Annotated in this window: 18 protein-coding genes and 1 riboswitch; of the genes, 8 read left to right on the top strand and 10 right to left on the bottom strand. The window is 64.4% G+C overall.

Annotated features, from left to right (window positions below; genetic code table 11):
• Positions 1–203: 203 nt before the first annotated feature.
• The 4 genes from ABDB81_RS17570 to ABDB81_RS17585 form a co-directional block, all read right to left on the bottom strand.
• On the bottom strand, positions 204–1562 hold the full coding sequence (locus ABDB81_RS17570; protein WP_137923721.1) for a GntP family permease: 1359 nt from the start codon (positions 1560–1562) through the stop codon (positions 204–206).
• A gap of 174 nt (positions 1563–1736) precedes the next feature.
• Positions 1737–2123, bottom strand: coding sequence for a RidA family protein (locus ABDB81_RS17575; protein ID WP_137923720.1), 387 nt, complete (start codon positions 2121–2123; stop codon positions 1737–1739).
• A 30-nt stretch (positions 2124–2153) separates the two neighbouring features.
• A complete protein-coding gene (locus ABDB81_RS17580; RefSeq protein ID WP_346812459.1) occupies positions 2154–3614 on the bottom strand; it encodes a D-aminoacylase in 1461 nt (486 codons plus the stop codon).
• A 2-nt stretch (positions 3615–3616) separates the two neighbouring features.
• Positions 3617–4522, bottom strand: a complete 906-nt coding sequence (locus tag ABDB81_RS17585) for a MurR/RpiR family transcriptional regulator (RefSeq protein WP_346812462.1) — start codon at positions 4520–4522, stop codon at positions 3617–3619.
• Between the two features lie 123 nt (positions 4523–4645).
• On the opposite strand from ABDB81_RS17585, the gene ABDB81_RS17590 reads away from it, so the two are divergent.
• From ABDB81_RS17590 to ABDB81_RS17600, 3 genes are read left to right on the top strand one after another with little or no spacing between them, the layout of a single operon-like run.
• The gene (locus ABDB81_RS17590; RefSeq protein ID WP_160473940.1) at positions 4646–5914 is read left to right on the top strand and encodes an amino acid deaminase; all 1269 of its coding nucleotides are present in this window, start codon (positions 4646–4648) and stop codon (positions 5912–5914) included.
• A gap of 19 nt (positions 5915–5933) precedes the next feature.
• Complete coding sequence (locus ABDB81_RS17595; RefSeq protein WP_160473939.1) at positions 5934–6869, top strand: sugar kinase; 936 nt, start codon at positions 5934–5936, stop codon at positions 6867–6869.
• Between the two features lie 58 nt (positions 6870–6927).
• A complete protein-coding gene (locus tag ABDB81_RS17600; RefSeq protein WP_137923715.1) occupies positions 6928–7569 on the top strand; it encodes a bifunctional 4-hydroxy-2-oxoglutarate aldolase/2-dehydro-3-deoxy-phosphogluconate aldolase in 642 nt (213 codons plus the stop codon).
• 120 nt (positions 7570–7689) lie between these two features.
• On the opposite strand, the gene ABDB81_RS17605 is transcribed toward ABDB81_RS17600, so the two are convergent.
• The 5 genes from ABDB81_RS17605 to ABDB81_RS17625 all read right to left on the bottom strand — a co-directional run bounded on the left by ABDB81_RS17605 (position 7690) and on the right by ABDB81_RS17625 (position 11790).
• Positions 7690–7821 (bottom strand): entericidin A/B family lipoprotein, encoded by a 132-nt coding sequence (locus ABDB81_RS17605; RefSeq protein ID WP_137923714.1) that lies wholly within the window; start codon positions 7819–7821, stop codon positions 7690–7692.
• Positions 7822–7948: 127 nt separating this feature from the next.
• A complete protein-coding gene (locus tag ABDB81_RS17610; RefSeq protein WP_346812469.1) occupies positions 7949–9307 on the bottom strand; it encodes an EAL domain-containing protein in 1359 nt (452 codons plus the stop codon).
• A 405-nt stretch (positions 9308–9712) separates the two neighbouring features.
• Positions 9713–11026, bottom strand: coding sequence for a hemolysin family protein (locus ABDB81_RS17615; RefSeq protein ID WP_137923712.1), 1314 nt, complete (start codon positions 11024–11026; stop codon positions 9713–9715).
• Between the two features lie 123 nt (positions 11027–11149).
• A complete protein-coding gene (locus tag ABDB81_RS17620) occupies positions 11150–11500 on the bottom strand; it encodes a HigA family addiction module antitoxin (RefSeq protein WP_346812472.1) in 351 nt (116 codons plus the stop codon).
• Positions 11497–11790: a type II toxin-antitoxin system RelE/ParE family toxin gene (locus ABDB81_RS17625; RefSeq protein ID WP_346812475.1), complete on the bottom strand. Its 294-nt coding sequence runs from the start codon at positions 11788–11790 to the stop codon at positions 11497–11499. Before ABDB81_RS17625 ends, ABDB81_RS17620 begins: the two co-directional genes overlap by 4 nt.
• Positions 11791–11987: 197 nt before the next feature.
• Here ABDB81_RS17625 and ABDB81_RS17630 point away from each other — a divergent pair, with 197 nt between their 5' ends.
• The 3 genes from ABDB81_RS17630 (at position 11988) to ABDB81_RS17640 (ending at position 14650) form a co-directional block, all read left to right on the top strand.
• Positions 11988–12851 (top strand): helix-turn-helix domain-containing protein, encoded by an 864-nt coding sequence (locus ABDB81_RS17630; RefSeq protein WP_137923710.1) that lies wholly within the window; start codon positions 11988–11990, stop codon positions 12849–12851.
• An 87-nt stretch (positions 12852–12938) separates the two neighbouring features.
• Positions 12939–13100, top strand: a riboswitch (FMN riboswitch).
• Between the two features lie 148 nt (positions 13101–13248).
• Positions 13249–13932 (top strand): 3,4-dihydroxy-2-butanone-4-phosphate synthase, encoded by a 684-nt coding sequence (ribB, locus tag ABDB81_RS17635; RefSeq protein ID WP_346812479.1) that lies wholly within the window; start codon positions 13249–13251, stop codon positions 13930–13932.
• Between the two features lie 148 nt (positions 13933–14080).
• On the top strand, positions 14081–14650 hold the full coding sequence (locus tag ABDB81_RS17640; RefSeq protein WP_346812481.1) for a surface-adhesin E family protein: 570 nt from the start codon (positions 14081–14083) through the stop codon (positions 14648–14650).
• A 73-nt stretch (positions 14651–14723) separates the two neighbouring features.
• Here the strand turns inward: ABDB81_RS17640 and ABDB81_RS17645 are convergent, their stop codons facing one another.
• Positions 14724–15122, bottom strand: coding sequence for an RT0821/Lpp0805 family surface protein (locus tag ABDB81_RS17645; RefSeq protein WP_160474693.1), 399 nt, complete (start codon positions 15120–15122; stop codon positions 14724–14726).
• 612 nt (positions 15123–15734) lie between these two features.
• Between ABDB81_RS17645 and ABDB81_RS17650 the strand changes: the two genes are divergently transcribed.
• Positions 15735–17216: a glucan biosynthesis protein G gene (locus tag ABDB81_RS17650; RefSeq protein WP_237380786.1), complete on the top strand. Its 1482-nt coding sequence runs from the start codon at positions 15735–15737 to the stop codon at positions 17214–17216.
• Positions 17189–19795, top strand: a complete 2607-nt coding sequence (gene mdoH / locus ABDB81_RS17655; RefSeq protein ID WP_346812484.1) for a glucans biosynthesis glucosyltransferase MdoH — start codon at positions 17189–17191, stop codon at positions 19793–19795. Before ABDB81_RS17650 ends, mdoH begins: the two co-directional genes overlap by 28 nt.
• Positions 19796–19861 lie beyond the last annotated feature (66 nt).

A 19861-nucleotide genomic window follows, 5' to 3' on the forward strand; every position in this document is an offset into this window, starting at 1 on the left:
GATTTTCCACCTATCGACGTGTCTGAGGAAATTAGACCAGTACAGTTTGCTCCCCTCTCCCGCATGGCGGGAGAGGGGCTGGGGGAGAGGGCAAAGCGGTGCAAATTGCGACAGGTCGGCAAGCAGAACCTCCCGCCCTCTCCCCTAACCCCTCTCCCGCAGGCGGGAGAGGGGAACCAAAAACATGCAGCGGGAGAGACGCTTCAAACCACCGTCGACAACGCCAGCGTAAACAACAGCGCCACCACCGAGATAATCGTTTCCGCCACGGACCACGTCTTGAACGTTTGCGCCACGGTCATGTTGAAGTATTCCTTCACCAGCCAGAAGCCGCCGTCGTTGACGTGCGAGAGAATCAGCGAGCCGGCGCCGGTGGTCAGCACCAGCAGTTCGGGGCGGGTGCCCGGCACGCTGGCGGCGATCGGGGCGACGATGCCGGCGGCCGTGGTCATGGCAACCGTGGCCGAACCCGTGGCGATGCGGATCATCACCGCCACCAGCCAGCCCAGCACGAGTACCGAGACATGGGCGTTGTTGGCCACATCGACGATGGCCGTGGAAATGCCCGAGTCGCGCAGCACGCGGCCAAAGCCGCCGCCTGCGCCCACCACCAGCGTGATGATGGCCGTAGGGGCCACGCACTCGTTGGTGAACTTCAGGATCGATTCACGGGTGAAGCCGCGCATCTTGCCGAACGTGTAGAAGCTGAACAGCGTAGCGATCAGCAGGGCCATCACCGAGTTGCCGATGAGCTTCAGGAAGTCGTTGGCAAAGGTCTTCGGCGTGGCAATCAGGTCTGCCCAGCTACCGATCAGCATCAGGAACACCGGCAGCAGGATGGTCAGCACCGTGATGCCGAAGCCCGGCAGGTTGCCCGCGCGCGCGTTCTCTCCTTCCTCGGTCAGTTGCTCGGCCAGCGGGTTCACGGCGGGCAGCTGGATATGCTTGTCGATCAGCTTGGCGAACAGCGGTCCGGCGATGATCGCGGTGGGAATACCGACGATCAGCGCGAACATGATGGTCTTGCCGATGTCGGCGCCATACGCCTGCACAGCCAGCAGCGCGGCCGGGTGCGGCGGGATCAGGCCGTGGACCACGGACAGGCCGCAGACCATGGGGATGCCGACCAGGATCATCGACGTGTTCGTGCGCTTGGCCACGTTGAACGCGATGGGAATCAGCAGCACGAAGCCCACTTCGAAGAACACCGGCAAGCCCACGATGAACGCGATGACCACCATGGCCCAGTGCACGTTCTTCTCGCCGAAGAAGTCGATCAGCGTCAGCGCAATGCGCTCGGCGCCACCGGATTCGGCCATCATCTTGCCGAGCATCGTGCCCAGCCCGATCACCAGCGCAATGTGTCCCAGCGTGCCACCCACACCGGCCTCGAAGGACTTCACGATATCGCCCATCGGCATGCCCACGGCAAAGCCAAGGGCTACCGACACCACCACGAGTGTGATGAACGGGTTCAGTTTGAATTTGGCAATGAGGATCACCAGCGCGATCACCGCGATCAGCGCGTACACCAAGAGCGTGGTTCCCGTAACGGCACCCATGTCTCGTCTCCTTGTCGCGGGTGCCGGCCTGAGGACGGTCCGCTCTCGCTATGAAAAAGCCGCGATTTCTTGCGAACGCGGCGGGTTGATGAAATCGTTGTGTGCGCCGGCTGGCTCGCCGGCAGCACCTGCGGAGGGCAGGCGCTCAAATCAAAAAATCAGGTCGGGACTGAATCAGGGCTTGCGATACGCGATGCAATCCACTTCTACCTTGCAGTCCACCACCATGCTCGACTGCACGCAGGCGCGGGCCGGCGGATTGGCGCCGAAGTATTCCTTGAAGATCTTGTTGAACGAGGGGAAGTCGCGCGCATCGTCCAGCCACACGCCACAGCGCACCACGTGCTCGGGGCCGTAGCCGGCTTCGGCGAGGATGGCGAGTACGTTCTTGATGGCCTGGTGGGTCTGCGTGACGATGTTGCCTTCCACCACTTCGCCATCGACCATCGGAACCTGGCCGCTGACGTACAGCCAGCCGTCCGCCTGCACCGCGCGTGCAAACGGCATGTGCGAGCCGCCCTGGCCCGTGCCGCCTTCTACGCCGAATCGCTTGATGTCCATGGAAACTCCTTTGCTCTGTATGTTCTGAAATCAGGATGGGCGTGCGCCACGCGGCAGGAAGCGCCCGGCGCGTATGCCAGTGGCTTCGCGGTGCTGCCACGACAGCTCGCCATTGACCCAGACGGCGGCGATGCCTTCGGCCGGCTGCATCGGGTCGGTAAAGCTGGCGGCGTCCCGGATGGTGGCCGCGTCGAACAGCACAAGGTCCGCCCAGTAGCCTTCGCGCACGAAGCCGCGTTCGGTGAGCCCGAAGCGCTCGGCGGAGAGGCCCGTCATCTTGTTGATCGCCACGGCCAGCGGAAACAGTTCGCGGTCGCGTGCGTAATGCCCCAGCACGCGCGGGAACGCACCCCACAGGCGCGGATGGGGCAGCGGATCGTTGGGGAGTCCATCGGAACCCACCACGGTGGCCGGGTGGCTCAGGATGCGGTCCACATCGGCATCTTCCATGCAGTGATAGACCGCGCCGGCCGGCTGCAGGCGGCGCGCGGCCTCGTGCAGATCCACGTTCCAGTCCGTGGCGATATCGGCCAGCAGCCGTCCGCCCTGATCGGGATGGGACTCGGACCACGTGACCTGGATGTCGAAGTCGCTGGTGACCTGCTTGAGATCGAGCGTCGAGGAACTGGCCGTGTACGGATAGCAGTCGCAGCCCACCGGCTGCCAGCGCTGCGCCGTTTCCAGCGATTGCAGCACCTGGCCGCTGCGGCCCCAGTTCGGCACGCCCGCGCATTTCAGGTGCGAGATCACTACCGGCACGCGCGCGTGACGGCCGATGCGGTACGCCTCGTCCATCGCGTCGAGGATTTCGGCGAATTCGCTGCGCAAGTGCGTGGCATAGAGCGCGCCGGCATCGGCCAGCGGCTCGGCCAGCGCCAGCACCTCGTCGGTAGGCGCGTGGAAGGCGTTGGCATAGGCGAGCCCCGTGGACAGGCCCAATGCGCCATGCGCCAGGGCTTCTTCGAGCTGGCCGCGCATGGCGGTGATCTCTGCCGCCGTGGCCGCGCGGTCGAAGCGGTCCATGTGGTTGCTGCGCAGCGCGGTATGTCCTACCAGCGCCGCCACGTTAACCGAAGGCTGCGCGGCGTTCACGGCATCGACATAGGTGCGGAAATCCGGGTAGCGGAACGCCTCGGCACGGCCGAGCAGGTTCATCGGGTCGGGCGGATCGCCGGGCAATGTCACCGGCGCGGCGCTGATGCCGCAGTTGCCGACGATCACCGTGGTCACGCCTTGCGAGATCTTCGGCGTCATGGCCGGTTCGCGTACCACGTTGGTGTCGTCGTGCGTGTGGACGTCGATGAAACCGGGCGAGAGCACCAGCCCGTGGCCTTCCACAACGTGCGACGCGGTATCCGGATCGATCGTGCCGGCCTCGTCGATGCGGGCAATGCGACCATCGCGCAGCGCCACATCCGCCATGCGGCCGGCAGCGCCGGAGCCGTCGAGCAGCATCACGGCGCGAATCAGGGTATCGAACAGGTGTGGCATGGTCAGTCTCCCAGCGGCTGGCGGCTATCTGGGCCGTCGCTGTCCTGGCTGACGCCGCGATGGACGTCGAGCACGTACTTGAGCCGTCGCAGCTTTTCCTTGCTTTGCTCCTGCTGGAGCAGCGCGCACTGGGTGGCCAGCACGTCCATCACCAGCAGCATCGCGTAGCGGGACGCCGACGGCTTGAAAATGAAATCGGTTTCCAGCGTGCGCACCGGCAGCAGCACGTCGGCGCGCGCCGCCAGTGGCGAACCTAGCGCGGTCACGGCGATCAACCGCGCGCCGTACTCGCGCGCCGTATCGCAACTGGCCAGCATCTCGGGCACGTTGCCGCTGGCCGAGAACGCCAGCACCACGTCGTCGCGCGTCAGCGTGGCCGCCACCATCTTTTGCAGCAGGGCGTCCTGATATGTGGCCACGGGCTGCCCCAGTCGTGCCAGCCGGAAGCGCGCCTCGTCGGCCATGAAAGTGGAGCCGCCACCCATCCCGAAAGCGTAGACCATGCGTGCGCCGAGCAACAGGCGCGCGGCCTGATCGATTCGTGCGGGGTCGATCAGCTTGCGATTGACCTCCAGCGTGGTCAGCACATCGGTATGGATGCGATCGGTCAGCGTGGCGGGCGTGTCTGCCTCGGTCAGCGCGGGGGCGGGCTGCAGGAAACGCGTGCCCACCGCAGTGGCTTGTGCCAGCCGCAGCTTGAGGTCGCGCACATCGCGGCAACCAATGGCCTTGGCAAAGCGCGTGACGCTGGCCTCACTCACCGCCGCCTTGCGTGCCAGTTCGTTGATGCTGGCTGCAGCCGCGCCGGCCAGATCCTCCAGGATCACCTGCGCCACCTTTTGCTCGGCCAGACGCAGCGACGGGCCGCGCTCGGCAATGCGGGTCAGGATGTCGAAGGTTGCTGTCATGGTCGGGGTGGCGGGCGGCACCGGTCATCGCCGGCAACGCATGTTACTTTATAACAAGGGTGAAATATCGTAATTTCAAGGCTATCATTACGTCAATTGAATTTTGACAGGGTGATGTCAGCGATGCGTGAAATAAAGTACCAGACCGGAATGATCGATCCGCTCAACAAGGCGCTGGGCCGTCTGGACGCACCGCTGACCCCATCCGAAGCTGCCCAGCCGGGCTGGAAACTGCTGGCCGAGGAACTCAGCCTGCCCGCCGCCGTGCTCTATGAAGAACGGCTCACGCACAACCTCTCGTGGATGCGCAATTTCATGGGCGCCTATGGCGTGCAGCTCGCGCCCCATGGCAAGACAACCATGGCGCCGAAGTTGTTCGCGCGCCAGCTCGCCGAGGGTGCCTGGGGTATCACGCTGGCCACTGCACAACAGACTGCTGCCGCTGCCGCACACGGTGTAAAGCGCGTGCTGATGGCGAATCAGTTGGTGGGGCGCCGCAATATGGAGATCGTGGCCGATCTGCTGCGCGATCCGGACTTCGAATTCTTCACACTGGTCGATTCGGCCGCGCTGACGGATCAGCTTGGCGCGTTCTTCCACGCACGTGGCCAGACACTTCAGGTGCTGCTCGAACTGGGCGTGGAAGGCGGTCGCACGGGCGTGCGCGACGCGGCGCAGCAGGCCGAAGTCCTCGCAGCGCTATCGCGCTGGCCCGATACGCTGGTGCTGGCGGGTGTGGAAGTTTATGAGGGCGTGCTGTCGCAGGAAGCCGATATCCGCCGCTTCCTGCAACGCACCGTCGCGGTCACGCGCGAACTGGCTGCGGCGGGCCGCTTCGGGCGTAGCCCGGTTGTGATGTCGGGCGCAGGCTCTGCGTGGTACGACGTGGTGGCCGAGGAATTTGCGCGCACCGAGATCGGTGCGCCGATCGACATCGTGCTGCGTCCGGGCTGCTACCTGACGCATGACGTGGGCATCTACCGCGCGGCGCAGGAGCGTATCCTGAGCAGTAATCCGGTGGCGCAGAAGATGCGCGAGGGATTGCTGCCCGCGCTGCAACTGTGGGCGTACGTGCAATCGATTCCCGAGCCGACACGCGCCATCATCGGCCTGGGCAAGCGCGATGCGGCGTTCGATGCCGGCATGCCGGTGCCCGCGCAGATCTACCGTCCGGGCACGGAAGCGCCGATGGCGACGGCGGCGCACTGGAAGGTGACCGGGATGATGGACCAGCACGCCTATCTCGAAATCGAAGCTGGCGACGATATCCGCGTCGGCGATATGATTGCCTTCGACATTTCGCATCCATGCCTGACGTTCGACAAGTGGCGCCATATCCCCGTGCTGGATGGCCAGTTGCGCGTCATCGACATCGTGCAAACCTTCTTCTGAACCGGGAGCGGCACGCGACATGAGCATCGACATTCTTGCCTACGGCGAACCGCTGGTGGAGTTCAACCAGCAGCCAGACGACCCCTCGCGCTACCTGCAGGGCTTCGGTGGCGATACCTCCAATTTTGCGATTGCCGCCGCGCGGCAGGGCGCCAGCGCCGGCTTCGTCGGCGCAGTGGGCAGCGACAGCTTCGGCGAGCGCCTGCTGGCACTCTGGACGCATGAGCGTGTGGATACCCGCCACGTGCACATCGACACGGCCTCTCCAACCGGCGTCTATTTCGTCTCGCACGACAATCACGGCCATCGTTTCGATTACCTGCGCGCGGGCTCGGCATCGAGCCGCTATCACCACGACCAGTTGCCGCTGGCGGCCATCGCACAGGCTCGCTACCTGCATCTCTCCGGCATCAGCCTGGCCATCAGCACGAGCGCCTGCGACGCAGGGCTGGCCGCGATGGAACACGCGCGCAAGGCCGGCGTGCAGGTCTCGCTCGATACCAACCTGCGGCTGCGCCTGTGGTCCCTGGCCCGCGCGCGCGGCATCATGCGCGAGGCGTTTGCGCTGACCGATGTCTGCCTGCCAAGCTGGGACGACATCACCGTGCTCACCGGCCTCGACGACCGCGATGCCATCGTCGATCACCTGCTCGCCTGCGGCGTGAAGATCATTGCGCTGAAACTGGGCGAGGAGGGCAGCTATGTGGCCACGCCCGAATCACGCGCACTGGTGGCGCCGTATCCGGTGAAGCCGCTCGATGCCACGGGCGCGGGTGACTGCTTTGGCGGCAGCTTTATCGCGCGGCTGGCCGCCGGCGCCGATCCATTCGAGGCGGCTCGCTATGCCAATGTGGCCGCAGCACTCTCGACCACCGGCTATGGCGCCGTGGCGCCGATCCCGCATGCAGACACCGTGCTCGCCCGGCTGGAACAAAACATCTCCGTGATTGCCTGACCTTTCATCGTCGGGTCCAGACACTCATCGAACAATCGCTCAATCGAATTCATACGTCATGCAAATCCAACCCTCTCCGCTACTCGCCCGCCTGACCAACGTCCCGGTGATCCCGGTGCTGGAGTACCACTCGGTGGAGGAAGCCCTGGCCGTCAGCGAGGCGCTGGTCGCCGGTGGCCTGCCCATGCTCGAAATCACGCTGCGCACGCCGGTGGCGCTGCAGGCCATGGAGGCGGTGGCGAAGGCCTTGCCGCAGGCCGTGGTGGGTGCCGGCACGGTACTGACGCTGGAGCAACTGCACGCCGTGCGCGATGCGGGCGCGCAGTTTGCCGTGTCGCCGGGCTTGACGCAGAAACTGGCGGAAGGCGCGCAGGGCGCCGGGATTTCGCTGTTGCCGGGTGTGGCCACGGCCAGCGAAGCCATGTTCGCGCTGGAGTCGGGCTTCTCGTTCCTGAAGTTCTTCCCGGCCGAAGCGGCTGGCGGCGTGCCGATGCTGAAGTCACTCTACGGTCCGCTCTCGCAATTGAAGTTCTGCCCGACCGGCGGCATCGACCTGGCCAAGGCATCCACCTATCTGGCGCTGCCCAACGTGGTGTGCGTTGGTGGATCGTGGGTGGTGCCGAAGGATGCGGTCGCAGCCAAGGACTGGGGTCGCATCCGCAAGCTGGCGGAAGAGGCAGCGCAACTTCGCAAAGCCTGATAGCCGTTCGGGATCTCCGTATCGGTAAAAAATACAAACGCCGCACGGATTGACGCGCGCGTTGGGCAATGCAAAAAGGGCGCCAGTGGCGCCCTTTCTTCCTTCAAGTCTGCGAGGGGATTACTTCGACTTCTCGGCCGAGTTTTCGAGCTTCTGGCCACCCTTCTGCACGTCCTGCCCAAGGCCGGACATCGTGTTGCAACCTGCCATCAGCGTGGCAACCAGTACGCACCAGATCCATCCTTTCTTCATCAGTGGCTCCTTTCAGGGATAGTAGGAAGTGGGCACATTTTATCGTCGCCCCACCCACTGTCGATGCATGATGTGTGCCAATGTGTAAATACGAAAATCTCTGACAGACGGTCCCGTCCATATCGGGTTAGGGCGCGAGCAGACGCCGCGCGCGTTCCGCCACGGCCATATGCGTCTGCGCCAGCCACGTGGCGGGAAAAGGCTGGGCCAGCAGGTATCCCTGCATGCTGTCGCAGCCCCAGCCGCGAATGATGTCGAGCTGGGCCTGCGTTTCGAGTCCCTTGGCACACACCGTCGTGCCCTGGGCTTTCGCCCACACGCAGGCCGCCTGCAGCCTGGCCGAGAGGTCGGGGTGCAGGTGAGCGCTGCCAAGGTGGCGCGCATCGAGCATCACCATGTCCGGGCGCGTCAGCGTCAGCGCGCGACGGCTGGTCGCATCATCCGTGAAGTCGGCCAATGCGATGCCGATGCCGCCGTCGCGCAGCCGCTGGGCCTTTTCGGTGGTGACGTGGGAGTCCGGTACGATGCCGACCGGCACCTCGACGCAGATCTGGCCGGGCGGCAGGCCGCACGCGTCGATGGCGCGGCGTAGCATGCAGATCGTATCGTCGGCCTGCAATTGCGAACTCGTGGCCAGTAGCGTGAACTGCATCGGTCCGATCGACGCGGTTTCGCAAATCAGCTGCAGCAACTGCTGCAATGTCCAGCCGCCGATTTCGTTGATCAGGCCCAGCGTTTCGACGGCGGGCATGAAATCCTGTGGCGCCACGCGGCCCAGCACGGGATGCTGCCAGCGTAGCCGCACGGTGTAGGCCGTGATGACGCCTGAAGAGAGCAGGGCGCGCGGCTGCAACTGCAGGCTCATCTCGCCCCGGCCGATGGCGCCGGGCAGTGCCGCCAGGAGCGTGGCCAGACGCGGCGTGGCAGGCTGGATAGCGGTGTGGATGCCATCGCCGCCGCGCTTGTTCACCTGCAGCATCGCGTCGAAGGCCAGTTGCAGATGTCGCTCCACCCCCGTGTCCGGTTGATCGACCGCGCCGCCGATACTGCAGGACAGGAACACCTCGAAGCCGTCCACGTGGTACGGACGCGTCAGCGCGCTCGCAATCAACTGGCTGAGGTCGCGGACATGGTGCGCGCCGTCGGCCTCGGCATCAGCGTCCGGCAACAGGCATGCCAGACCCAGATCGGCCGGCCCAAGCCAGTGCATGGCCACCGGCATCGCGGCCACGCTGGCCACGCGCGACTTCACCTGGGCGCGCAGCGCGTGAACGCGGTTTGGACCTATGGTGTCGCAAGCATGTGCAAAGCGATCCAGCCGGATCACCAGCACCGCAAGGGAGTGCGTCGCCCCGAACTGGGCACGATGCTCCTCGAGCGCGGCAAGGAAGGATGCCGGCTGCAGGGCGCCACCCGGCGTGTCGGCGGAACGGTCCTCGTCCGCACCTTCGCCGCGTGGCGGATTGGCGTGGCGATCAGGATCCATTGATGAGTGATGCTGGCGCGTTCATCTGTATCGAATTGGCCGGCGATACCCGGACTGCATTCCCGTTCATACGTCATACGGTGGCGCTCTAGTGGCGCCACTCGTTCTCAATGCTGGTTGGTTTGTTGTGACTTTGCGGCCCCGTGGATACCGGCGCCTCGCTGTTCAGCCAGATCATAAGTCAGGCCCGAGCAGATTCGGAAAACTGCTATGCCGAGGTGCGTGGGGCGCCGCACCGATATTTGATTTCTCGCAACGGCCCCAAAGTTGTAGCGGTTGTTGTCTTGACCGTCGCCGTTGAATCGCGATATTCGCGCGAGGGAGCCGTGACGTGCGAAATGAGAAAAACGAAAAAACGGGCGCATGAGGCGCCCGTTTTTTTCTGGTTTTGGCTTTGGCTACGCGTCAGCCCGTGGTCTCAGGCTCGGGGCCATCGTCCGGTGGCACGCGGGATGCCAATACCTTGTCGATCCGCTTGCCGTCCATGTCGATAATCTCGAATTTCCACTCTCCCCACTGCACCGCGTCAGCCGTCATCGGCAACCGGCCCAGCAGCAGCAGGAGCATGCCCGACAGCGTGTGATACCGCTCCTTGTCCTCTTCGGGCACGGCACGCAGGCCGATCCGGTCCTTCAGTTCGGGGATCGGAATCAAACCATCGAGCAGCCACGAGCCATCGTCGCGCTGCACGGCCCATTCTTCGCCAGCGGTTTCCGTCTTGAACTCGCCGGTAATCGCTTCAATCAAATCCTGCAGCGTGACCAGGCCGAGCACCTCGCCGTATTCGTCGATAACAAACGCGATCTGGCCACCGGAGGACCGGAAGTTCTCCAGCAGTTCCATGCCGGTAACGCTCTCTGGCACGAAGACAGCGGCCTGCAGCACGGCGGTCAGGTCCGCTTTCTCGCCGCGCAGGCGCCGCGCCAGCAATTGGCGGGCGCTGACCACGCCAAGAATGTCGTGCATGCCGCCCCGGACCACGGGAAAGCGCGAATGATCGGATTCCTCGATGCGGCGCAGGTTTTCTTCCTCGGTGGACTCCATGTCGAGGTAGACCACGTCGCCGCGCGGCACCATCAACGAAGCGAGTTGGCGGTCATCCAGCCGGAACACGTTGCGCACCATCGTGTGCTCGTGATGCTCGATCACGCCCGCTTCGGAGCCTTCCACCAGCAGCGCGTGGATTTCTTCCTCGGTCACGGCGGGGCCGCGGTCCATCTTGACGCCAAGCAGGCGCAACACGAGCTGCGTGGAGCCCGACAGCAGCTTGACGAACGGCGTGGAAGCCACGGCCAGGAATGCGATGGGGCGGGCCACGAGACGCGCAATCTTCTCGGGTGCCATCTGTCCCAGGCGCTTGGGCACCAGTTCGCCCAGCACAATCGAGAAATAGGTCAGGCCCGCCACGACAATTGCCGTCGCGGTGTAGCCGGCCGTCGTGGCCGGCAGGCCGAAGCCCTGCAGCCAGAGTCCCAGCGGCGAGGCAAGGGCGGATTCGCCGACCACACCGTTGAGCACGCCGATGGATGTGATGCCGATCTGGACAGTGGACAGGAAGCGGGTGGGGTCTTCGCCGAGCTTGACGGCCTCCATCGCACCGCGATCGCCGTCCTCGATCAGGCGCTGCAGCCGGGCCCTGCGGGCCGTGACAAGCGCGATTTCGGACATGGCGAAAAGGCCGTTCAGCAGAATGAGTGCCAGCAGTATGGCAATTTCCATCAGGATGCGCGCCCTGTGCGCGCGGGAATTGAAAAATCAGAGCATACCATCGGCATGTGACCGACCCTGCGTGCTGTGCCCAACACATCACGCGATAAAAGGGCGTTTGCAAGCACGCACAAATCATGCCGGCAGCGGTTTGACATCGCGATCCACGATCGGTCCCGCCGTGGTACGTGCCATGCGCAGTGCGTAGTTTCCGTCGAGCCGGGTCCAGAATTCATCCGATGTGCCGAAAAATCGTGCCAGCCGCAGTGCGGTCTCCGGAGAGATCGCGCGGTTGCCGGCCACGATGCTCTCGACCCTCTGCACCGGTACGCGCAACGCTACGGCAAGGCCACGCGAATCGAGACGGTTCGGCAGCATGAACTCGCGGTGCAGGATGGTGCCGGGCGGGACGGGCCAGATCGGCTCGCCGGTGGCCAATGGCCTGAAATCCGTATGGAATAGCTTGTCGCGTGGGATCGGCATCATTCGTCCTCCGGATCGCAGGCCGCGATGGCCACGTCCCAGGCGCCGTCGTTGGCGTAGCGGAACTGCACCTGCCACCCCGAGTCGACCCGCAGATGCCAGTGGCCACGATGACGCCCGCGCATGGGCCCGAGCCGGTTGGCGGGCGACGCCAGCAGGTCCGTCAGCGATGCCGCGGCATCGAGCATGTCGAGCTTGCGGCGCGCGGCCTGCTGGATGGGAATCGGTAGTGTGTAGACGAAATGGCCGTGGAACACGGCAGCGGTGGCCTTGTTGGCGAGGGTACGGATCATGGGCGGGCGGTTCGATGAAGGGTTGGTGAGGGAGTCCCCATCCTAGGTCGGCCGCAACCCGAACGATATGGGACGATTCTGAAAGCCAGCCGAATTCCGAACCGGCGATCAGACCGGCCTTGACGATGCCGCGTGAATCAATACGATTACCTGCCAGGTAGTCGCCGTACGGCCACCGGCATGCTGAAATGGACGCCATGGAAACGCTCACACCCAACTCCGAGACCGCCATCGATTTTCCGGACATGCTGCGCTATTGGCGTGGCAAACGCGGCTACAGCCAGCACGCGTTGTCGCAGGTAGCCGGGGTGTCGCAGCGGCACATCAGCTTTCTGGAGTCCGGGCGTGCCCGCCCCAGCCGCGAGATGGTGCTGGCGTTGGCCGATCGCCTGGCCGTGCCGCTTCGCCAGCGCAACCGGCTGTTGCTGGCGGGCGGCTTCGCGCCCGCCTACAGCGAACACGCACTGGCCTCGCCGCCGATGGAAATGGTGCGCCACGCCATCGGACTGATCCTGTCCAAGCAGGAGCCGTATCCCGCCGTGGTGCTCGACCGCTTCTGGTATCTCGTGGATGCCAACCAGGCGTATCGCCGCATGCTCGGCAAGCTGATGGCGGGCCGACGCGTGGCGACGCTTGATGGTTCCGAGGGTGGTCGCATCAATCTCATGCTGGCTGTATTCGACCCCGACGGCCTGTGGCCGCTCATCGAGAACGCCCGGCAGGTGGGGCGCTACCTGCTGCGGCGGGTGGCGCAGGAGCTGCAGGTGCAGGCCCATGACCAGACCGCCCGCGCGATCTTCGAGCGGATTGCGGCGTGGCATCCGGACATGGTCGGCCCGGGCGGCGTATTGCTGGGCGAAGACGACGCTGCCGAAGGCCCGTTGCCGCCCGTGTTGCCCGTCGTCGTGCGCACGGGCGATTTCCACATCTCCCTGTTCTCGACGCTGACCACGCTTGGCATTCCGCAGGACATCACGTTGCAGGAGTTACGGATCGAATGCTTTTACCCTGCCGATGACGCCACCCGTCACGTGTTCGAGGCGCTGGCCACCGAGGCCTGAAATGACGCCGCTGTCATAAAAGCACAACCGTGCTACTATCGCCGGGCCGTTGCTGCCCCGGTTTTTCGGGCGCCTGCAGCGGCATCGTTACGTCTTCAGGGCGGGGTGAAAGTCCCCACCGGCGGTATGTGGAAACCATTGCAAGATGCGTTGCCACGAGCCCGCGAGCGCCCGCACTCCCGTGCGGGGTCAGCAGATCTGGTGAGATGCCAGGGCCGACGGTCATAGTCCGGATGAAAGAAGATGGGCGGAATCCGCACGGTGCGTGCGTGCGCGCGGAGCATTGGCCCGGGCTTTGCCATGGGGCGGTGCTGCGCGTGCGCCGGCTGCCGTGCGGTTGCCGCTTGATCGTTCCCCTGAAACGCCCTTGAACTGATTTGCACGGAGCGTTTCACCAATGCTGACTCTCAACAAGACCCCCGGTATCCCCGAAGTTTCCTCAGAACTGGCTGACGATGCCGACCCGCGTCCGCTCGCCGAGCGTATCGCCCAGGCCCTCGATGCCATGCGCGAAGGCCGTCCCGTCGTGCTGCTGGACGACGACGACCGTGAAAACGAAGCCGACCTGATCCTTGCCGCCGAGCGGCTGACCCAGTCCAACATGGCGATGATGATCCGCGAATGCAGCGGCATCGTCTGCCTGTGCCTGACCGCCGACAAGGTGCGCGACCTGGGCCTGCGTCCGATGGTCGAGAACAACCGCAGCCAGTACGGCACGGCGTTCACGGTGTCGATCGAGGCACGCGAAGGCGTGAGCACCGGTGTCAGCGCAGCGGATCGCATCACGACGATCCAGGCCGCCATTGCCGATGGCGCGGGCACAGACGCGGTGGTCAGCCCTGGCCACGTGTTTCCGCTGGTGGCTGTGGATGGTGGCGTGCTCCAGCGTCGTGGCCATACCGAAGGCTCGGTGGAGCTGGCGCGCATGGCTGGCCTGTCGCCGGCTGCGGTGCTGTGCGAACTGATGAATCCGGACGGTACGATGGCACGCCGCGCCGAGGCGCTGGTGTTTGCCCAGACGTATCAGTTGCCGATTCTGACGATTGCCGACCTCGTGGCCTGGCGCGAAATCCACGGCTGATCTGGCGCAATAGCAGGCGAAAATCGCACGGAATCCGCGCGCGGGTATTGCCCCCATGGGTAATTCCGCGCGTCACGGGCTGTTGTGATGGTTCCATGCTGTGCGAAAATCCGGGGCTTCTTTCCCGTCTTGACGAGGGTACTCCCCGATGTTCTCCCGCATGCTTGCACGCGCGACCCTGCTCGTTGGCGCGTGTTTCAGTTTCGTGGCCCATGCCGAATCCACCGGTGCGGCGCCTTTCAATTCCAACGCAGTGCGTCCTGCAGCGGCTGCCGGTCTGTATCAGTGCAAAGGCCCGAGCGGCGGCACCGTGTTTCGTGCCTCACCGCGTGAAGACTGTGTCCTGCTGGCTTCGCCCGATCCCGGCGCGCCCGATCCCCGGCGTTGGGTGCCCCTGATGGGTGGCAATGGCGTGGTGTCCTATCTCGATCAGGAATCGATTCGTCGGCGTGGCACCGAGGTAGGTGTGGCGCTGGTCCACAATGCGCCGCCCGGCGTCATCAAGACCGCCAGCGGCGACACGATCCGTTCGTCGCTGAAACGCATGGTGTTCAACTGCGCCACCTCGATGTATGCCGTGATCGAGCAAACGCTCTACAACAAGCGCTACGCACGCGGTGAGTCGCTCTATACGATACGGGGCCCACAGGCCGGCATGCCGATGCCGGCTGCGTCAGGTACCCTGGCGGGCGATCTGGTGACCCGGCTCTGTCACTGAGTTCGAGTCTTGCAGCGGGTGGCACGTCTCGCGCGCCGCCCGCGTCCTGCCACTATTCAACGTTCAACGATTGTCATTCGCCAACGTGACGCGCCTTCCAGGTGCCGTTGGACTGCTTGCAGAACCAGCCCGACCACGCCTCGGTGGCGCTGCCGCGCTTGAGTTCGGACTTCAGCCGGCGGCACGTCTGGCCCTTGTCGGTGCGCGTTTCCACGGGGCTGATCGTGCCATCCACCGCCTGGCGGCGGTTCTCGGCCGGGTAGTGCCACTCCACGGCCTTGTTGTCCTCGGTATCCACCAGCGCGGTGCGCACGGACTTCTGCAACGATGCCGCTTCCTTCTGCGTGAGCGTGCCGATGATGCTGCCGGACAGGTAATTCTCGAAATACGCGAACGCGGACGGTGAAGCGGCCACGAGCAGGGCGGCAAGGCTGGCGGCTACGGCGATGCCACGGGGTCGGCGAACGTTCATGACGGTTTCCTTGTTGGTGATGGAAGTCGACAACTGACGCTGGCGATTGTAGACGCCTGTCGCGGCGTGCGGTGGATTCCAGCGCACAGCCTTGACCTCGCCTGCCATCGGAACATGCTCGAAATCCTCCGCGGCGTGCATGCTCCATGCGTGTCTTTTGCCGCCAAAGCCATATGGCGAGCGGCTTTCACCCCACTGGTGAGACATTTTGTTGCAAACGTTGCGGCGCCGAAACGTGACTTTTAAGGCTCGAATTGTTAAGGTTCCGGCTCGCATTGCAACAATCCGGACAAGTCACCGCGACGTTGTCGTCCGTCTTCCATGGCCTAACCTTGGATGATGCGTAGCGCAACAGATCAGGTGCTGGTCCGTCTCTTGCTAAAAGTTGTCGCTGAACCATCGCTTGTCGTCATCGTTGTATCCACGTTGAAGTTTCCTGACGCATTCCGGTGCGGCCGCGTCGTCCGGCTGCCTGTTTCCCCGCTAACCCGATCACCGGCCTTCATGACCGCACATCCCACGTCGTTCCATTCCGCCCAACGCCAGACGGTAGCGCCCGCGCGCCGTTCATCCGGCAGAGGGGGAGCACTGGGGCGATGGATTGGTGGCGGCATGCTGGCCGTGATGGCCCTGACCGCGCACGCCTTCGACTTCGAGACGGTGGCGGCGCGTGCACGGCAACTCTCGGCCTCGCCGTACAAGCCCGCCAAGGCACAGGAACTGCCGCGCGAGTTGAAGGAGCTGTCCTACGAGCGTTACCGCGAGATCGAGTACAAGCCCGAGCGGTTTGCATGGCGCGGTGCGCGATTGCCCTTCGAGATTTCGTTCTTCCATGAGGGCATGGTGTTCGACCAGCCCGTGAAGATCAACGAGGTGGTGAGCGGCAGCGTGCGCGAGTTTCGCTTCGATCCGGCCGCGTTCAACTACGGTTCGCACAAGGTAGACCCGGCCAAGCTCAAGGGGCTGGGCTTTGCTGGCTTCCGGCTGATGTATCCGCTGAACCAGGGCAAGCGCAAGGACGAACTTGCATCGTTCCTCGGTGCGAGCTACTTCCGCGCACTGGGCAAGGACCAATGGTACGGGTTGTCGGCACGCGGCGTGGCCGTGGATACCGCACTTAATTCCGGCGAGGAGTTTCCGCGCTTTGTCGAATACTGGATCGAACGTCCTTCGGCCAACGACAAGCAGCTGACGATCTACGCGCTGATGGATTCGCGACGCATCAGCGGTGCCTACCGGTTTGTCATCAAACCTGGCGACGAGACCGTGATGGAAGTGAAGTCGCGCCTGTTCCTGCGCGAGCACGTCACCAAGCTGGGTCTGGCGCCCCTGACCAGCATGTACCTGTTCGGCGAGAACCAGCCGTCTGGCAGCGCCGACTTCCGCCCCGAGGTGCACGACTCCGACGGACTCTCCGTGCAACTGGGTACGGGCGAGTGGATCTGGCGCCCGCTGGTCAATCCCAAGCGGCTGCTGGTGACCTCGTTCGGTGCCACCAATCCGCAGGGTTACGGCCTGATGCAGCGCGATCGCAGCTTCGACAGCTATCAGGAAATCGGCTCGTGGTACGAGCGCCGGCCGAGCGCGTGGGTGGAACCAAAGGGCAACTGGGGTGCGGGCCGCGTCGAGCTGGTGCAGATTCCCACGCCGGACGAGACCAACGACAACATCGTGGCGTTCTGGGTGCCCGAGAATCCGCCCAAGCCAAAGCAGGCATTCGATTACGAGTACCGCCTCAAATGGCAGAAGGACGGCGAGAACCTGCCGCCGCTGTCGTGGGTGACACAAACGCGCCGGGGCCAGGGGCTCACGCGCAAGCAGGACGACACCAGCTTCTCGCTGGTGGTGGATTTCGAAGGACCGGCTTTCAAGAAGCTGGCCGACGATGTACGGCTCAATCCGGTGGTGTCCGCGGATGCCAACGGCGAGCTGCTGAAAACAATAGTTCAGCGTAACGAAGCCACGGGTGGCTGGCGCATGACGATGTTCATGCGGCGCAAGGACGAGAGCAAGCCGGTTGAGTTGCGCGGCTACCTTCGCAACGGCAATACAACCCTATCCGAGACATGGAGCTACATCCTACCTCCAGGCTGAAGCAGCGCCCGGCTCAGGCGGCCGCGGCATGCGAGCGCTATGTCGATCGCTTGCCGGTCTCGCCGGAACTCCGTGGCGAACTGCTGGCCGACACCCCGAAGCACGTCATCTCGACCGTGCCTGCCGAAGGCATCGAAGTGCCCTCGGCCATGATGGAATTGCAGGCGCGGCTCGCTGGCCGCGACCCGAAGGACAAGGACGCTACCGAATTGGATGCGCGCAGTACCCCGGGTGGGAGCACCTACGCTTCGGTCGGCCGTCGTTTCTCGATGGCCTATGGCAACCCCCAGATCGATGGCGAACCGCTGCTCGAACGTCACGACGACGGCACCGTGCGTGTCCATACGGGGCCGGAACCCGAGCGTGCATCGATGGTGCCCCGCCAATGGCCGCCGCATATCGTATGGGGCGGCATCCGCAATGGCTGGCGAAAGCTGATGGGCCGCTCGCCGGTGCCGGAGACCTGGGACACGCTGCATGATGGTCCCGATGCCGAGGGCAAGTGGCATCCCGCCGGCTCGCATCGCCGCTGGGTGCTGCTCGTGCTGGTGGTGATCCAGACCATCACCGCCACCTACTTCATGTCGAATGTGCTGCCGTACCACGGCGCCGATCCGCTCGAAGTGGCGATCCTCACCTTGTTCGCCATTCTGTTCGCCTGGGTGTCCGCCGGTTTCTGGACCGCCATGATGGGCTTCCTCGTCCTGGCAAAGGGTGGCGACAAGCATCTGATCTCGCGTACCGCCGCGACCGATGCGCCAATCGATGCATCCGCGCGCACGGCCATCATCATGCCGATTGCGAACGAGGATGTGACGCGTGTGTTCGCAGGGTTGCGCGCCACGTACGAATCGCTCGAACGGACCGGCGAACTGCAGCATTTCGATTTCTTCGTACTGTCCGATAGCGGCAATCCGGACCTTCGCACGGCGGAGCACGATGCGTGGATGGAACTGTGCCGCGCCGTGGGTGGTTTTGGCCGCGTGTTCTATCGCTGGCGCCGTCATCGCGTGAAGCGCAAGACCGGCAACGTGGCGGACTTCTGCCGCCGCTGGGGCAGCAAGTATCGGTACATGATCGTGCTCGATGCCGACAGCGTCATGAGTGGCGACTGCCTAGCCACGCTGACGCGCCTGATGGAAGCCAATCCGGGCGCCGGCATCATCCAGACCGCACCGCTGGCCGTGGGGCGCGATACGCTCTACGCACGCGTGCAGCAGTTCTCGACGCGCGTCTACGGTCCGTTGTTCACGGCGGGGCTGCACTACTGGCAACTTGGTGAGTCGCACTATTGGGGCCACAACGCCATCATCCGTATCAAGCCGTTCATGGAGCATTGCGGACTGGCGCCACTGCCGGGCAAGGGGCCGCTCTCGGGCGAAATCCTCTCGCACGATTTCGTCGAGGCGGCGATGATGCGTCGCGCAGGGTGGGGCGTGTGGATTGCCTACGACTTGCCAGGTTCGTTCGAAGAACTGCCGCCGAACCTGCTCGATGAGGTGAAACGTGATCGCCGCTGGTGCCAGGGTAACCTGATGAACTTCCGGCTGTGGATGAAACAGGGCTTCCATGCCGTGCACCGCGCCGTGTTCCTGACGGGCATCATGGCCTATGTCTCGGCGCCGCTCTGGTTCCTGTTCCTGCTGCTGTCCACGGCTGCGCTGGCCAAGCATGCACTGGTGCCGCCGGAGTATTTCACCAAGCCTTACCAGTTGTTCCCGACCTGGCCCGAATGGCATCCCGAGAAGGCGTTGGCGCTGTTCTCGGCCACGGCGACATTGCTGTTCCTGCCGAAACTGTTCAGCGTGATTCTGTTGCTCAAGGATGCGAAGCAGTACGGGGGTCCGGTGCGCTTGTTCCTCAGCATGTTGATCGAGATGGCGCTGTCGGCACTGCTGGCGCCCACGCGCATGCTGTTCCATACGAAGTTCGTGATCGCGGCCTACAGCGGGTGGGGCATCTCATGGAAATCGCCGCCGCGCGAGGATGCCGAGACCCATTGGGGCGAGGCGTTCCGCCGACACGGCTGGCACACGGTGCTGGGCATTGTCTGGGGCGCCGGCGTGTACTGGCTGAGCCCGGGCTTCATCTGGTGGCTGCTGCCGATCGTCGGGTCGCTGGCGTTGTCGATTCCCTTGTCGGTCATGCTGTCACGCGTGCCACTGGGCCGTGCAGCACGCCGTGCGGGGCTGTTCATGATCCCGGAAGAAACGCTGGTGCCGCGCGAGATCGTCGAGACGCAGCAGCATGTGGAAAGCGCGCAGCACACGCCGGGGTTTGTCGATGCCGTGGTGGACCCCGTGACCAATGCGCTGATGTGCGCCACGGCCACCGCGCGGACGATCCAGCCCGAGCCGGCCCGATTGCAGCATGCCTCGCTGGTGCAGCATGCGTTGACCAATGGCCCGGGATCGCTGTCGCCGGCCCAGAAGCATGTGTTGCTGGGCGATCCGTTTGCGCTGTCGAAGCTGCACGAACTCGTATGGGGATCGCCGCTCGCGGACAGCGCGTGGAAGGAGACCCGGGTACTGTTGCGCCGCGCGCCGAACGTGCTGCCGCTACGGCCACGCCCGCTCTGACGCGGGTGTCCACAAGAAGAACGGCAGGCCAGTGGCCTGCCGTTTTTTATGGGTGCGTGGGGATTG

Source organism: Cupriavidus sp. DL-D2 (assembly GCF_039710735.1).
Lineage (GTDB): Bacteria > Pseudomonadota > Gammaproteobacteria > Burkholderiales > Burkholderiaceae > Cupriavidus.

Excerpts from the sequence above, each read along its gene's own strand:
- ABDB81_RS17570 (WP_137923721.1), bottom strand. The coding sequence starts at position 1,562 with ATGGGTGCCGTTACGGGAACCACGCTCTTGGTGTACGCGCTGATCGCG.
- ABDB81_RS17575 (WP_137923720.1), bottom strand. The coding sequence starts at position 2,123 with ATGGACATCAAGCGATTCGGCGTAGAAGGCGGCACGGGCCAGGGCGGC.
- ABDB81_RS17580 (WP_346812459.1), bottom strand. The coding sequence starts at position 3,614 with ATGCCACACCTGTTCGATACCCTGATTCGCGCCGTGATGCTGCTCGAC.
- ABDB81_RS17585 (WP_346812462.1), bottom strand. The coding sequence starts at position 4,522 with ATGACAGCAACCTTCGACATCCTGACCCGCATTGCCGAGCGCGGCCCG.
- ABDB81_RS17590 (WP_160473940.1), top strand. The coding sequence starts at position 4,646 with ATGCGTGAAATAAAGTACCAGACCGGAATGATCGATCCGCTCAACAAG.
- ABDB81_RS17595 (WP_160473939.1), top strand. The coding sequence starts at position 5,934 with ATGAGCATCGACATTCTTGCCTACGGCGAACCGCTGGTGGAGTTCAAC.
- ABDB81_RS17600 (WP_137923715.1), top strand. The coding sequence starts at position 6,928 with ATGCAAATCCAACCCTCTCCGCTACTCGCCCGCCTGACCAACGTCCCG.
- ABDB81_RS17605 (WP_137923714.1), bottom strand. The coding sequence starts at position 7,821 with ATGAAGAAAGGATGGATCTGGTGCGTACTGGTTGCCACGCTGATGGCA.
- ABDB81_RS17610 (WP_346812469.1), bottom strand. The coding sequence starts at position 9,307 with ATGGATCCTGATCGCCACGCCAATCCGCCACGCGGCGAAGGTGCGGAC.
- ABDB81_RS17615 (WP_137923712.1), bottom strand. The coding sequence starts at position 11,026 with ATGGAAATTGCCATACTGCTGGCACTCATTCTGCTGAACGGCCTTTTC.
- ABDB81_RS17620 (WP_346812472.1), bottom strand. The coding sequence starts at position 11,500 with ATGATGCCGATCCCACGCGACAAGCTATTCCATACGGATTTCAGGCCA.
- ABDB81_RS17625 (WP_346812475.1), bottom strand. The coding sequence starts at position 11,790 with ATGATCCGTACCCTCGCCAACAAGGCCACCGCTGCCGTGTTCCACGGC.
- ABDB81_RS17630 (WP_137923710.1), top strand. The coding sequence starts at position 11,988 with ATGGAAACGCTCACACCCAACTCCGAGACCGCCATCGATTTTCCGGAC.
- ribB (WP_346812479.1), top strand. The coding sequence starts at position 13,249 with ATGCTGACTCTCAACAAGACCCCCGGTATCCCCGAAGTTTCCTCAGAA.
- ABDB81_RS17640 (WP_346812481.1), top strand. The coding sequence starts at position 14,081 with ATGTTCTCCCGCATGCTTGCACGCGCGACCCTGCTCGTTGGCGCGTGT.
- ABDB81_RS17645 (WP_160474693.1), bottom strand. The coding sequence starts at position 15,122 with ATGAACGTTCGCCGACCCCGTGGCATCGCCGTAGCCGCCAGCCTTGCC.
- ABDB81_RS17650 (WP_237380786.1), top strand. The coding sequence starts at position 15,735 with ATGCTGGCCGTGATGGCCCTGACCGCGCACGCCTTCGACTTCGAGACG.
- mdoH (WP_346812484.1), top strand. The coding sequence starts at position 17,189 with ATGGAGCTACATCCTACCTCCAGGCTGAAGCAGCGCCCGGCTCAGGCG.